Raw genomic sequence first — 12,997 nt, 5'->3', positions numbered from 1 at the left:
GTCACCCCTTTGATGCGCCCGGGAGCCCGCCAGGTTGCCCGGGACACGCGAGTCGTAGATTCATCGGGGTGCACGACATCGACACGGTGACCGCGGCGACCATCGAAACGGCCGCCGAGCGGCTGGCCGGGGTGGTGACCCGGACGCCGCTGGAGCCCAGCGCGCGACTGTCGTCCCGGGTGGACGCCCAGGTCTGGGTGAAGCGCGAAGACCTGCAGACCGTCCGGTCGTACAAGATCCGCGGCGCCTACAACTTCATCGTCCAGCTCGACGAGGCCACCCGCGCGCTCGGGGTCGTCTGCGCGAGCGCCGGCAACCACGCCCAGGGCGTCGCGTACGCGTGCCGGCGGCTCGGCGCGAACGGCCGCGTGTACGTCCCGGGCACCACGCCGCGGCAGAAGCGCGAACGCATCGCGGCCCTCGGCGGCGCGCACATCGAGGTCATCGTCGTCGGCGAAACGTACGAAGACGCCTTCGCCGCGGCCAACGAAGACGCCCAGCGCACGGGCGCCACTCTGGTGCCGGCGTTCGACGACGTCCGCACGGTCGCCGGCCAGGGCACGGTCGCGTCCGAGGTGATCGAGCAGCTCGGCTTCGTCCCCGACGTCGTGGTCGTCCCCGTCGGCGGCGGCGGGCTGCTCGCCGGCGTCGGCAGCTGGCTGCGCGAACGGCACCCCGACGTCCGGGTCGTGGGCGTCGAACCCGCGGGCGCGGCGTGCATGGCGGCGGCGCTGGCCGCCGGTCACCCGGTACGGCTGCCGGAGCTGGACTCGTTCGTCGACGGCGCCGCGGTGCGCGAGGCCGGCGCGGTCACCTACCCGCTGATCCGCGACAGCGGCGCCGAGCTGACCGCGGTCGCCGAGGGCGCGATCTGCACCGAGATGCTGGCGATGTACCAGTCCGACGGCATCATCGCCGAGCCCGCGGGCGCGCTGGCCGCGGCGGCGCTCGGGACGGTCGTGCGGGTGGAGCCGGGGCAGACCGTCGTCGTCGTGGTCTCCGGCGGCAACAACGACGTCAGCCGCTACGGCGAGATCCTCGAACGCTCGCTGATGCACGAAGGGCTGAAGCACTACTTCCTGGTCGGCTTCCCGCAGGAGCCGGGCGCACTGCGGCGGTTCCTCGAGCAGGTCCTCGGGCCCGAGGATGACATCACCCGCTTCGAGTACGTGAAGCGCACCAACCGCGAAATGGGCCCGGCGCTGGTCGGCGTCGAGATCGCCCGGCCGTCCGACCTGCCCGGACTGCTGGCCCGGATGGCCGCGAGCCCGCTGCAGGTGGAGCGGATCGAGCCGGGCAGCCCCCTGTTCCACTTCCTGCTCTGAGGGTTGTGGTCCACTAGGCGGATGGTGAAGGTCGACGGGATCCGCAGTGTCGAGGCGTTGCGCGAAAAGGTCCACGAGGGTGCGGAGCCCGAATACCTGCTGTTCTACGGGCACGCGCCCTCGACGTCCGGGCGGGTGACCGCGAGCTGCCTGAGCCAGTGGTGGCTCGACCCGTTCGAGGACGGCGGCGTCGTCTACCCGACCGCCGAGCACTACGTGATGGCGGGCAAGGCCGAGCTGTTCGGCGACCACGAGAAGGCGGCGCTGATCCGCTCGGCGCCCGACCCGAAGACGGCGAAGGTGCTCGGCCGCGAGGTCGACGGCTTCGACGCGGCCGTCTGGGAGCGCCACCGGTTCGACATCGCCGTCGACGGCAACCTGGCCAAGTTCCGGCAGCACCGCGACCTGCGCCGGTTCCTGCTCGGCACCGGTGACGCGGTCATCGTCGAGGCGTCGAAGAAGGACCTCGTCTGGGGCTCGGGCCTCGCCCGCGAGGAGAAGAACGCGACCAAGCCGGACTACTGGCGCGGGCTGAACCTGCTCGGCTTCGCCCTGATGGAGGTCCGCGAGCAGCTGCGCGCCCGCATCTGACTCAGGGCGCCGGGATCGGCGCCCCGGGGCACGACGCCGTCGTCGTCTTGCCCGTGTCGAAAAATGTGACAGCGACGTTCGCGCAGGTCAGGGCCGAGAGCGAGCCGTGGACGTCGTCCTCGATCGTCATGAGGTCGCCGCCGATCCGCTGCCGCATCGCGAACGCCCAGCCGATCGGCGTGACGGGTTCGAAGGTGTGGCCGACGAGCTGCAGCGGGCTCTTGCCGGCGGTCAGCGCCCACGGCCGCGCGGGCAGGGGCCAGCCGACGCAGAGCTGTTCGTAGAGCCCGTAGCCGCCGGCGACCGGGAGCCGTTTCATGCGGTCGAGCCGGTGCTGCCAGACGGTCTCGAAGTCGCGCGGGCTCGGGGACTCGTTGCACAGGAGCGCCGTCTGCTGGAAGTGGTTGAACGCGTGCGGTTCGCCGTCCCAGCCCAGCCGACCGGGCTGCTTCGCACTTTCGGGTGAAATCGGGCCGCCGTCGCGGATCTGGGCGAGCTGCCGCGCCAGGCCCGCCCATTCGCGGCGGGGGTTGGCGAGCATGCCGTTGACGTCGCCACGTTCGGCCCGCAGGTCGAGCAGGGCTTTCGCGACGGCGGGCTCGGTGGTCCCGAATCGGTAAACGGCGTCGTACCTCGCGATCCACGAGGCGAAGTCGTGGAAGGTGTTCTCGCCGGCGGTCGCCTGGCCGTCGTCCATCGCGGTGACGTTCAGGTCGGGCGGCATGACGGAGTCGAGCAGCATCTTGTCGACGTGGTCGTCGAAGAGCGTCCGGTACTGCGCGCCGAGCGCGCTGCCCCACGAGACGCCGTAGTAGCCGATCTTGTCCTCGCCGAGCGCGACGCGGATGCGGTCGAGGTCGCGGGCGATGGTGGGCGTGGTCAGGTTCCGGACGAAATCCGGGTGCGCGGCGACGCAACGCCAATTGGCCCGGGCAGCCCGCTCCGCGGCTTCGCGAGCCTTCGCCTTGTCGGGAACGCCCGGGTCCGGCTCCGGGACGTCGACGGCGCAGGGGATGTCGGCGCTGTAGCCGACCCCGCGGGGATCGAAGCCGACGAGATCGTGGTGGACGCCGATGCCCCCGGCGCGGCTGTCGGCGACGCTGCGAGGCATGTCGAGCCCGGACTGCCCGGGACCCCCGGGGTTCAGCAGCACGGCCCCGGTGCGCGCCCCGGTCGCCCGGATCCGGCTGACGGCGATGTCGATTTTCGGACCACCGGGGTCGGCGTAGTCCAGCGGAACCGGCACGAGCGCGCACTCGGTGCGGCGGTCACCGGGATCCCAGCCCTTCGCGACGGTGGCGCAGAGCTGCCACGCGACCTCACCGGCGGTGGCCACCGCGGGGACGACGGGAAGCAGCGCCGCGGCGGCGAGCAGCGGGACCGTGAACCGGGTGATCGACATGGGGCTCAGGCTGCCGGGTGCGGCTGGTGGGGAGATCGGCCGATCAGCCGATGGTGGCCGCCGAACGGCCGGGATGGGACGTGGCCGGATTTCGACCAGGGCTCGCGAGCTGGGACTTGGGCGACTTCCGGACCGTGGGCAGAAGTCGACGACGGCTGGGCGGGCCAGGCTGCGGGCAGTGCGTCAGCCGCCCGGACAGTCGGTGTCGCCGCCGCTGCGCTCGACGCAGTGGCGCGGCCCCGGCGGTGGCGGCGGGGCATGCCGGAGGTCGTCGGCCCAGGACAACACCGCGACCGCCGCCGCCAGGGTCAGGCAGATGGCGAAGAACCAGGTCCAGCCGCGACGCCGCGTTGTCGCCGAAACGACCACGCCCACCAGCGGCAGCCCGGCGCCGAGCACTGCCGCCCAGGTCAGGTAGCCGGTGGCGGCGCCGCTCGTCTCGCCGAACACCGGGATGCTCGCCAGGAAGCCCAGCAGCACCAGGAACGGGACGACGAGCAGCAGGCCCACCGCGCACAACGCCAGCACGACCGACACCCACGCGGTCCGGATCTCCCCCACGGACCCAGTCTGGCCGGAAAAGCGACGAACGTCCTGAGTAGATCTACTGCTCGAGGGTCTTCTGCAGCGCCTTGTTCGCCTTCCGCGCCATGTCGGCGACGGCTTCCCGACGGGCCGCGTCGGCCGCGTAGTCCTCTTCGCGGTTGCGCACGACACGGGCCGGCGCGCCGACCGCGATCGAGTAGTCCGGGATGTCGCCGCGGACGACCGCGTGGGCGCCCAGTACCGAGCCGCGGCCGATGCGGGTGCCCTTGAGGACGCTGACCTTGGTGCCGAGCCAGGTGTCCGGGCCGATGCGGACCGGCGACTTCACGATGCCCTGGTCCTTGATCGGGACGTGGATGTCCGCGATGACGTGGTCGAAGTCACAGATGTACACCCAGTCGGCGACCAGGGTGGCCGCGCCGAGCTCGATGTCGAGGTAGCAGTTGATGACGTTCTGGCGGCCGAACACCGACTTGTCGCCGATCCGCAGCGAACCCTCGTGGCAGCGGATGGCGTTGCCGTCGCCGATGTGGACCCAGCGGCCGATCTCCAGGCGGCCGTAGCCGGGGCGGCAGTGGATCTCGACGTTCTTCCCGAGGAAGAGCATCCCGCGCAGGATGATGTGCGGGTTGGCGAGCCGGAACTTCAGCAGCCGGTAGTACCGGACCAGGTACCAGGGCGTGTACGCGCGGTTGCGCAGCACCCAGCGCAGCGAGTCGGCGGTCAGGAACTTCGCCTGCCGCGGGTCCTGCCGGGCGCGGCGCCAGGCCCGCACCCGCGACAGCGCGGGCGCACCCCACATCGACGTCATGCCCGTGACCGTAACCTGTGTACGGGACGGGTTCACAGGCAAGGGGAGCGTGGATGGGCACGAAGCTGATCATCGACACCGACCCGGGCGTCGACGACGCGCTGGCGATCGCGCTGGCCGCGCTGTCGCCCGACGTCGACCTGCTGGGCGTGACGTCGGTGTTCGGCAACGTCCCCCTGGACCGCACGACGTCGAACGCGCGACGGCTGCTGGCGCTTTTCGGCCGGGACGACGTGCCGGTGGCCGCGGGGTCGGCGCGCCCGCTGGTGTACTCCAAGCCGCGCGACGCGAAGGAGGTCCACGGCGGCGACGGCCTGTCGGGGCACTCCTACACGCTGCCCGAGGCGAGCCGCCCGCTCGACGAACGCGACGCCGTCCGGCTGATGACGGACCTGCTGGACGCGTCGGACGAGCCGGTGACCATCGCCCCGATCGGCCCGCTGACGAACATCGCCGCGCTGCTCGCGGCCCACCCGGGCGCGGCGGCGAAGATCGCGCGGCTGGTGATCATGGGCGGGGGCGTGACGTTCGGCAACAGCACGACCGCCGCCGAGTTCAACATCTGGAGCGACCCCGAATCGGCGCGGCGGGTGCTCGTCGAGGAGGACGTGCCCGTGGTGCTCGTGCCGCTCGACCTGACCCACCGCTGCGCCGTCGACGGCGAATGGCTGGCGAAGCTCGCGGCGTCGGGCCCGATCGGCGCCACGCTCGAAGGCCTCACCTCGACCTACCGGCAGCACTACACGCGCGTGTTCGGCGAAGACCGGATGGTCATGCACGACGCCGTCGCGGTCGCCGAGGCGATCTCGCCGGGCATCCTCAAGACCGAGACCTACCGCGTCGACGTCGACTGCGGGCTCGGCCCGGCGCGCGGGCAGACCCTGGTCGACCGGCGGCGGCTCGGCGAGGACGATCCGCAGTTCTCCCCCGGCCGCCCGATCGAGGTCGCGGTGGACACCGACCTCGACGGCCTGCGCGGCTTCGTCCTGGACCGGCTGACCGGGGCCGCGCGGTGAGCGAAGCGCCCGAGGAGACCCCCGAGCCCCGCCGCCGGAAGGCCGCCGTCGTGGTCGCCGCGGTGGTCGTGGTCGCCGCCGCGCTGGTGGTCGGGGTGCAGTTCGCGCCGAAGCAGCAGCAGGAGCCGGCGAACGCGGCCGCGACGGGCACGCCAACGCCGTCTGTCGCGAAAACGACCACGCCACCCCAGACGTCGACGCCGCCGAAGGTGCCGGAGGCGAGCGAGTTCGACGCCTGGGCGTCCAAGACCAGCCAGTGGCTCGACATCCCGCTGCGCGCGATGGTCGGCTACGCGAAGGCGACGACGAAGCTCGGCAAGGACGTCCCCGGGTGCCACCTTTCCTGGGTGACGCTGGCCGCGGTCGGAAAAGTGACCACGGACCACGGGCGGGCCCAGGGCGGGCAGTTCGGCGCCACCGGCGTGCTGGACAAGGCGCTCGGCACCATCGAGGTGCGCGACTTCTACAACAAGGTCGTCTCGACGGCGAACGCCGCCGGGCCGCTGCAGCTGTCCCCGGCGATCTGGGGCAGGTACCAGGCGAGCTACGCGGGCGGGAAGCCCGATGTCCAGAACATCGACGACGCCGCGCTGACCACCGGCCGCGCGCTCTGCGCCGATGGTCACGACCTGTCCCAGGGCCAGGTGTGGTGGGACTCGGTCAGCACGCTGCAGGCGGCGCCGCTGTTCCTGCACCGCACGCTGGCGACGGTCAACGTCTACGGCACGGTCGGCCAGGGCGCGGCGGCGCCGAACGCGGCCGTGCTGAGCGCGGTCAACTTCGCCATCGACAAGATCGGCCTCCCCTACATCTGGGGCGGCAACGGCACGGGCGGCAACGACCCGGGCTTCGACTGCTCGGGCCTGACGACGGCGGCGTACGCGAGCGCCGGGGTCAAGCTGATGCGCACGGCCGACACGCAGTTCCGGAGCGTCCCGCACGTGACCGACCCGCAACTGGGCGACCTGATCTTCTACGGCGAGCCGTCGACGAAGATCCACCACGTCGGGCTGTACATCGGCAACCAGCAGATGATCGACGCGCCGCAGACCGGCCAGGCGGTCCAGGTCCACTCGTACCGCAAGGACGGCGACGACTACGCGGGAGCCGGCCGCCCGACGGCCTGACCGGGGCCGGGCTGGGAGAATCCCGTCATGGACTCGGGGACGACCACGCAGCTGATCACCGTGGGGGCCACGCTGGGCGGGGTCGTGCTCACCTTGCTCACCACCACGTTCGTCGAAAGCCGCAAGCTGAAGGCGGCCCAGCGCGCCGAAGAGCGCAAGCGCGCGGCGGACCACGCCGGCTGGCTGCGCGACGAGCGCGTGAAGGCTTACGCGAGCTTGTCGGCGGCGAGCGAAGAAGCCTTCCAGCTCGTCCGGTCGGAGTTCCTCAAGCTGCCCGAGAACCGGGCCGAGATCGAGGCCCGGTGGCGCGAGCGGCGCTCCGAGCTGCGCAAGGCGCACAACCAGGTGGCGTTGCTGGGGACCGAAGAACCGCGGCGGCGCGGCAAGGAGCTGTGGAAGGCCGCCCGCAACGGCGTCAACGACATCTTCGCCGAGCTGGACGCCGGAGCGTCGGCCGTGCCGCGGGAGAGCCTCGACCGGGTGCTGTCGGGGATCAGCGACGCCGGCGACCGGTTCCTGGCGGCGTGCCGCGCCGATGTTCAGGGAGCCGGCTGAGCGACGGCCGGGCCCGCGAGACCCACCAGGTTGCCCTGCGGGTCGGTGAACTGGGCGACCACCAGGTCGCGCCCCGGGGCGCGGTCCGGGCCCAGCCGGCGGGTGCCGCCGAGGCGCTCGGCCTCCGCCAGCGCCGCCTCGACGTCCGGGACGCCCACGTAGAACACCACGTGGCTCTCGTACCCCGCGCCGCCGCCGACGCCGCCGGGGATGGTTCCCGACTCCACGAAGCCGTAGCCGGGTTCCGACACCTGGGGTGACACCGGGGCCGAGGTGTCGAAGTCCCAGCCGAACAGCTCGCCGTAGTACCCGCGCAGGCTCGCCGGGTCGGGTCCGATGATCTCGAAGTGCACGACAGGTCGGCTCATACCGGCACCGTACGCCGCTCTAGTTGTTAAAAACAACCACTAAGTTGTACTTTGAAAGCATGCCGACGAGCCGCAGCTACGGGGACGCCTGCACGATCGCCCGCGCGCTGGACGTCGTCGGGGAACGGTGGGCCCTGCTCGTCGTGCGCGAGCTGCTCCTCGGGCCGCAGCGGTTCTCCGACGTCCGGCGCGCGCTGCCGGGTGCCAGTTCCAACCTCGTCACCGACCGGCTGCGGGAACTCGAAGGGCACGGCGTCGTCGCGCGGCGGAAGCTGCCGCCGCCGGCCGGGTCCACGGTCTACGAACTGACCGGCTGGGGGCGCGAGCTGGAACCCGTCGTGCTCGCCCTCGGGGCGTGGGGCGGCGGCATTCCGCGACCACCGGACGCGCACCTGGGCACGACGTCCGTGCTGCTGTTCCTCCGCGGTGCCGCGCGGCCCCGCCGTGCCGCCTGCTACCGCGTCGAACTCGACGCTCGCGTGTGGACGGTCCGCACCGAGCCGGGCCGCCTGACGGTCGAGCCCGGTGCACCCGAAAACCCGGACGCCGCGATCCGCACCGACCCGCCGACGCTGAACGCGCTGCTCGAGAAGCCGTCCGGCCTCGACGCCGCGATCGCGGACGGCCGGGTGGAAGCGAGCGGCGACCGGAAAGCCCTCCGGCGGCTACTGCGCGAGCGGCTGGCGTGACCGGACCCGCAGCGAAGGCGCCAGGAAGACGATCCCGAACGTGACCACGACCGCCGACGACAGCGCCCAGTGCAGGCCGACGCGGGTCGCCAGCGCGCCCACCAGCACCGGCTCCACCAGGAAGCCCAGGTAGCCGCAGGCCGCGACCGCCGCGACCGCCCGGCCCGGCGCGTCCGCCTGCTTCCGGCTCGCCGCGCTCCACGCGATCGGCACGATCCCGGCCACGCCGAGCCCCACCACCGCGAAGCCGAGCACGCCCACGACCGGCCACGGCACGGCGAGGACCACGGCGAACCCGAGCACCGCGACCGCGGCCGCCACGCGGACGAACGCGACCGGCCCCGTCCGCGCCACGACGCGGTCGGCGACCAGGCGGACCGCGATCATCGTCGCCGAGAAGGCGAAATAGCCCAGCGAGGCCAGCGCGGGCGTCGCGCCGGTGACGTCGGCGAGGTACACCGCGCTCCAGCTGTTGACCGCGCCTTCGGCGACGAACCCGCAGAACGCGATCACGCCCAGCGGCACCAGCGCCCGGCTCGGCCACGCGAACGCCGCGTCGCCCTGGCCGCGGTCGGCGCCGGTCAGGAACCGGGTGCGGGCCGCCCACAGCGCGAGCGCGAGCAGCGCCGCGCCGGCGAGCGGGAAGTGCACCGCCACCGGGACGTGCGCGGCCTCCATCAGCGCGTCGACGCCCGAACCGGCGAGGCCGCCGATGTTCCAGAAGGCGTGGAACCCGGCGAAGATCGGGCGCCCGTAGCCCTCCTCGACGCGGGCGGCGTGCGCGTTCATCGCGACGTCGAGCACGCTGTTGCCGACGCCGAGCACGACGAGCGCGGCGACGAACACCGGCGCCGACCAGGCGAACGCGACCAGCGGCAGTCCCGCGCACAGCACGACCGCGCCCAGGACGACCGCCGCGCGGCTGCCGATCCGGGTCAGCAGCGCGCCCGCGCCCAGCAACGCCAGCACCGACCCGGCGGCCAGGCCGAAGAGGCCGGTCGCCAGCGCGCCCGTGCTCAGACCCAGTTGTTCCTGCACCGCCGGCACCCGGGCCAGCCAGGTCGCGAACGCGGCACCGCACACCGCGAACACGACCGAAACCCCCAGGCGGGCGCGTTTCAGCTCTCCCGTCACCCCGCTACCTTACGGACCGGCCGCCCTTCGGGGCAGCGGATCATGACCCCATGGCCGCCGCGGACCGGGCTACCGTGGCGGGGTGAAGACCTTGAGCCACGACCGGCTGGCCGTCGCACTCCTCGGCGAAGCGGACCGGTTCGGGGCGGCGATCGCGGGCGCCGCACCGGATTCGCGCGTCCCGACGTGTCCCGAGTGGACACTGCGGGACCTGACCCTGCACGTCGGCGTGGCGTACCACAAGTCCGCCGCGATCATCCTGAGCCGCCCGGCGGCCTACGTGCCGTTCGAGGCCGTCACGATCGACGAGCCGCCCGCGTTCGCCGGCCTCGGCGATTGGCTCCGCGACGGCGCCGCGCGGCTCGTCGCCGCGGTGACCGAAGTCGGCCCCGAGACCCCGACGTCGACCTGGACCCCCGATCGCCGCGCCGGGTTCTGGACGCGGCGGCTGACCCACGAGACGGTCGTCCACCGCGCGGACGCGGCGCTCACCACCGGCGCGCCCTACGCCGTCGACGCCGAGCTCGCCGCGGACGGCATCGCCGAAGGCCTCGGCCTGGTCTCCGTCTTCTCCCGGCTGCAGCACCCGGCGCTGGACCGGACGCCGCTGCGGGGCACCGGCGAGACGCTGCTGTTCCACGCCACCGAACCGGACGTCGCCTGGCTGGCCCGGCGGACGCCGTCGGCGGTCGAGGTGAGCGACGAGCCCGCCGCCGCCGACGTGGTCGTCGAAGGCCGGGCCGCCGACCTGCTCCTCGCGCTGAGCGGACGCCTCGCCGCGGACGACACGCGGATCCGCGTGTCCGGCGACGCGGAGCTGTTCCGGCACTGGCTGGCGCACACGCGCTTCTAGCCGGGCTTGACGACGGGCATATAGTCGGTTCCGACTGATAGGGAGCGACTAGTGGCCCGCAAGATCCGCAACACCCTCGCCCTCGCCCTGCTCGGCCTGCTGCTGGAACGCCCGATGCACCCGTACGAAATGGCGTCCACGCTGCGCGAGCGGTACAAGGACACGAGTTTCAAGATCAACCCCGGCTCGCTCTACGACACCGTGGAGTCGCTGGCGAAGCACCGCTGGATCGAGCCGGTCGAGACCGTCCGCGAGGGCAATCGGCCGGAGCGGACCGTCTACGCGCACACCGAACTCGGCCGCCAGGAGTTCATCGCGTGGCTCGACGAACTGGTCCGCGAACCGGTCGCGGAGTACCCGAAGTTCGTCGCGGCGGTGAGCTACCTCGGCGCGCTGGGCCCGGAGCGCGCCGCCGACGCGCTCGAGGAACGGGCGCGTCATCTCGCCGGACGCATCGAGGGCGCCGACACCGCGCTGGCCGAGACGGTCGGCAAGGGCGCGCCGCGGCTGTTCATGATCGAGGTCGAGTTCGTCCGGCACGCCTGGCAGGCCGAGCTCGACTGGGCCCGCCGCACGGCCGCCGAAATCCGCGCCGGCTCCCTGCCCTGGCCCGAACACCCCTGAGGGGAAGACCATGCTCGAAACCGACGTCCTCGTCGCCGGCGCCGGCCCAGCCGGCCTCCTGCTCGCCGCGGAGCTCGCGCTGGCGGGCGTCCGCACCACGATCGTCGAACGCCACCCGGAACGCCCGCCGTACTGCCGCGGCTTCAACCTGAACTCGCGCGCGCTGGACCTGCTGGCCCGGCGCGGGCTGGCCGACGGCCTGGTCGCCGAGGGACACCGGGTGCCGCACGCCCCGGTCACCGGCCTGCCCGGCCCGCTGCTGCTCGACGGCGCGGCGACCGATCACCCGTTCTCGCTGGGCATCCCGCAAACGCGCGTCGAGGAGGTCCTGGAGGCCCGGGCACAGGAGCTCGGCGCCGAAATCCTGCGCGGCCACGAACTGCTTTCCTTCACCCAGGACGATTCCGGGGTCACCACGTCGCTCCACAATGGACTCACGGTCCGCGCGCGGTACCTGGCCGGCTGCGACGGCGGGCGCAGCACGGTGCGCAAGCAGGCCGGGATCGGCTTCCCCGGCGTGGCCGCGCGCTGGTTCGCGCTGCTCGCCGACGTCGAATGCGAGCTGCCGTACGGACCTTCGGCCGGTCCGGACGGCCGGACGGTGTTCGTGATCCCGCGCCCCGGGTACGTCCGCATCGTCGTCCGGGAGGACGAGCCGCCCGCGGACAAGGACACGCCGGTCACGCTGGAGCTGGTGCAGGCCCAGGTGGACGCGGTGCTGGGACGGCACGTTCCGCTGCGCGCACCCCGCTGGCTGAGCCGCTTCGGCGACGCGGCCCGCTTGGCGTCGAGTTACCGGTCCGGTCGCGTGCTGCTGGCCGGGGACGCGGCGCACATCCACCCACCGGCGGGCGCGATCGGCGTGAACGTGGCGCTGGACGACGCGTTCAACCTCGGCTGGAAGCTGGCGGCGACGGTGCGCGGGACGGCTCCCGCGGGGCTGCTCGACACGTATCACGCCGAGCGGCATGCCGCGGGTGCGCGGATTCTGGCCAACACCCGCGCGCAGGTCGCCGTGGAGGAGGCGGGCGACGAGCCGTGGGCCGACCTGCTGCGGCGGGTGGCGGCGCACCCGGCGGGGAACCGGGCGCTGGCCGAGATCATCACCGGGCTGGACGCCCGGTACGAGACCGGTGAACACCCTTGGCTGGGGCGGTTGGCGCCGGATGTGCCGTTGACCGTTTCGGGGCGGCCGACGCACTTGGCCGCGCTGCTGCACGCCGGGCGGCCGGTGCTGGTGGATCTGGCCGGGGCGTTCGGCGGCTGGTCGGGGGAGGTCGAGGTGGTGGCGGCTTCGTCCGGTTTGGACATCGGCGGGGTGCTTCTGCGGCCGGACGGGCATGTTGCCTGGGTGACCGAGGGTACGGACGACACCGGGCTCGCGGAGGCTGTGCGGCGGTGGGTGGGCGACGCGCCGGTCCCGGCGTCCGCTTAGCCAGGCGGGCGGTCCAGCACCGCCCGCTGCTCGACCCGCCCGTCCAGCGTGAACTTGCTGTGCGGGGTGAACCCCAGCTTCGCCACCACCCGCGCCGACGCCGTGTTCGCCGGTTCGTACACCGCCAGCAGCCGGTCCGCCCAGCCTGCCTCGAAAGCCTTGTCCCGCACCGCCGACGTCGCCTCGGTGGCATACCCCCGGCCCCAGCCCGAAGGCGCGATCCACCAGCCCATCTCCACCGCGGGCGTCCCCAAGCCCGACTCGGTGGCGCTGCGGCGGACCAAGGACACCACGCCGTCGAACGAGCCCGGGGAAGCCGAAACCGCGAACCAGCCGAAGCCGTGCGATGCCCAGTGCGACAGCGTCGCGCGGTGCTTGCCCAGGGTGTATTCGTGGCTCCACGGCTCGCCGGTGCCGACGTAGCGGACCGTCTCCGGGAGCTGGGCCAGTGCGAACAAGCCGTCGAAGCAGGCTTCGGATCACGCGTGCAGCGTGAGGCGTTCCGTGGTGATCAACACCGG

General features: G+C 72.9%; 15 protein-coding genes. 9 read left to right on the top strand and 6 right to left on the bottom strand.

The features are described from left to right. Positions 1–68: 68 nt before the first annotated feature. Together ilvA and EIY87_RS04100 are read left to right on the top strand one after the other, a co-directional pair. Positions 69–1,325 (top strand): threonine ammonia-lyase IlvA, encoded by a 1,257-nt coding sequence (gene ilvA, locus EIY87_RS04105; RefSeq protein ID WP_125306300.1) that lies wholly within the window; start codon positions 69–71, stop codon positions 1,323–1,325. A gap of 21 nt (positions 1,326–1,346) precedes the next feature. Beyond that, positions 1,347–1,916 (top strand): NADAR family protein, encoded by a 570-nt coding sequence (locus EIY87_RS04100; protein WP_125306299.1) that lies wholly within the window; start codon positions 1,347–1,349, stop codon positions 1,914–1,916. Between the two features lies 1 nt (position 1,917). Here EIY87_RS04100 and EIY87_RS04095 read toward each other — a convergent pair whose 3' ends face one another. The 3 genes from EIY87_RS04095 to EIY87_RS04085 all read right to left on the bottom strand — a co-directional run bounded on the left by EIY87_RS04095 (position 1,918) and on the right by EIY87_RS04085 (position 4,675). Then, positions 1,918–3,318, bottom strand: coding sequence for an alpha/beta fold hydrolase (locus tag EIY87_RS04095; protein ID WP_125306298.1), 1,401 nt, complete (start codon positions 3,316–3,318; stop codon positions 1,918–1,920). 183 nt (positions 3,319–3,501) lie between these two features. Continuing rightward, a complete protein-coding gene (locus EIY87_RS04090) occupies positions 3,502–3,879 on the bottom strand; it encodes a hypothetical protein (protein WP_125306297.1) in 378 nt (125 codons plus the stop codon). Between the two features lie 43 nt (positions 3,880–3,922). Beyond that, the gene (locus EIY87_RS04085; RefSeq protein WP_086864487.1) at positions 3,923–4,675 is read right to left on the bottom strand and encodes an acyltransferase; all 753 of its coding nucleotides are present in this window, start codon (positions 4,673–4,675) and stop codon (positions 3,923–3,925) included. 53 nt (positions 4,676–4,728) lie between these two features. On the opposite strand from EIY87_RS04085, the gene EIY87_RS04080 reads away from it, so the two are divergent. From EIY87_RS04080 to EIY87_RS04070, 3 genes are read left to right on the top strand one after another with little or no spacing between them, the layout of a single operon-like run. Next, entirely contained in the window at positions 4,729–5,691 is a 963-nt protein-coding gene (locus EIY87_RS04080; protein WP_125306296.1) for a nucleoside hydrolase, read from the top strand. Next, a complete protein-coding gene (locus EIY87_RS04075) occupies positions 5,688–6,818 on the top strand; it encodes a C40 family peptidase (protein ID WP_125306295.1) in 1,131 nt (376 codons plus the stop codon). Before EIY87_RS04080 ends, EIY87_RS04075 begins: the two co-directional genes overlap by 4 nt. 27 nt (positions 6,819–6,845) lie before the next feature. After that, positions 6,846–7,373, top strand: coding sequence for a hypothetical protein (locus tag EIY87_RS04070; RefSeq protein WP_125306294.1), 528 nt, complete (start codon positions 6,846–6,848; stop codon positions 7,371–7,373). Here the strand turns inward: EIY87_RS04070 and EIY87_RS04065 are convergent. After that, positions 7,358–7,741 carry a VOC family protein gene (locus EIY87_RS04065; protein WP_125306293.1) on the bottom strand — a complete coding sequence of 128 codons (384 nt, stop codon included), beginning with the start codon at positions 7,739–7,741 and terminating at the stop codon, positions 7,358–7,360. The two genes, EIY87_RS04070 and EIY87_RS04065, sit on opposite strands and share 16 nt — an antisense overlap. A 59-nt stretch (positions 7,742–7,800) precedes the next feature. Here EIY87_RS04065 and EIY87_RS04060 point away from each other — a divergent pair, with 59 nt between their 5' ends. Further along, the gene (locus EIY87_RS04060; protein WP_125306292.1) at positions 7,801–8,430 is read left to right on the top strand and encodes a winged helix-turn-helix transcriptional regulator; all 630 of its coding nucleotides are present in this window, start codon (positions 7,801–7,803) and stop codon (positions 8,428–8,430) included. Here the strand turns inward: EIY87_RS04060 and EIY87_RS04055 are convergent. Then, a complete protein-coding gene (locus EIY87_RS04055) occupies positions 8,407–9,564 on the bottom strand; it encodes an MFS transporter (protein ID WP_125306291.1) in 1,158 nt (385 codons plus the stop codon). The genes EIY87_RS04060 and EIY87_RS04055 overlap by 24 nt on opposite strands. An 82-nt stretch (positions 9,565–9,646) precedes the next feature. Between EIY87_RS04055 and EIY87_RS04050 the strand changes: the two genes are divergently transcribed. Genes EIY87_RS04050 through EIY87_RS04040 form a run of 3 tightly spaced genes read left to right on the top strand, consistent with a single transcriptional unit; the run spans position 9,647 to position 12,476 of the window. After that, positions 9,647–10,417, top strand: a complete 771-nt coding sequence (locus tag EIY87_RS04050) for a maleylpyruvate isomerase family mycothiol-dependent enzyme (protein ID WP_125306290.1) — start codon at positions 9,647–9,649, stop codon at positions 10,415–10,417. A 51-nt stretch (positions 10,418–10,468) separates the two neighbouring features. Next, positions 10,469–11,041, top strand: coding sequence for a PadR family transcriptional regulator (locus EIY87_RS04045; protein WP_125306289.1), 573 nt, complete (start codon positions 10,469–10,471; stop codon positions 11,039–11,041). Between the two features lie 10 nt (positions 11,042–11,051). Beyond that, a complete protein-coding gene (locus EIY87_RS04040; RefSeq protein ID WP_125306288.1) occupies positions 11,052–12,476 on the top strand; it encodes an FAD-dependent monooxygenase in 1,425 nt (474 codons plus the stop codon). Here the strand turns inward: EIY87_RS04040 and EIY87_RS04035 are convergent. Continuing rightward, the gene (locus EIY87_RS04035) at positions 12,473–12,934 is read right to left on the bottom strand and encodes a GNAT family N-acetyltransferase (RefSeq protein WP_225439692.1); all 462 of its coding nucleotides are present in this window, start codon (positions 12,932–12,934) and stop codon (positions 12,473–12,475) included. The two genes, EIY87_RS04040 and EIY87_RS04035, sit on opposite strands and share 4 nt — an antisense overlap. Positions 12,935–12,997: the final 63 nt, after the last annotated feature.

The organism is Amycolatopsis eburnea (genome assembly GCF_003937945.1).
Classification (GTDB): Bacteria; Actinomycetota; Actinomycetes; order Mycobacteriales; family Pseudonocardiaceae; genus Amycolatopsis; species Amycolatopsis eburnea.
Note: the sequence above shows the minus strand (reverse complement) of the source record. Positions and strands in the feature narration are given on the sequence as shown.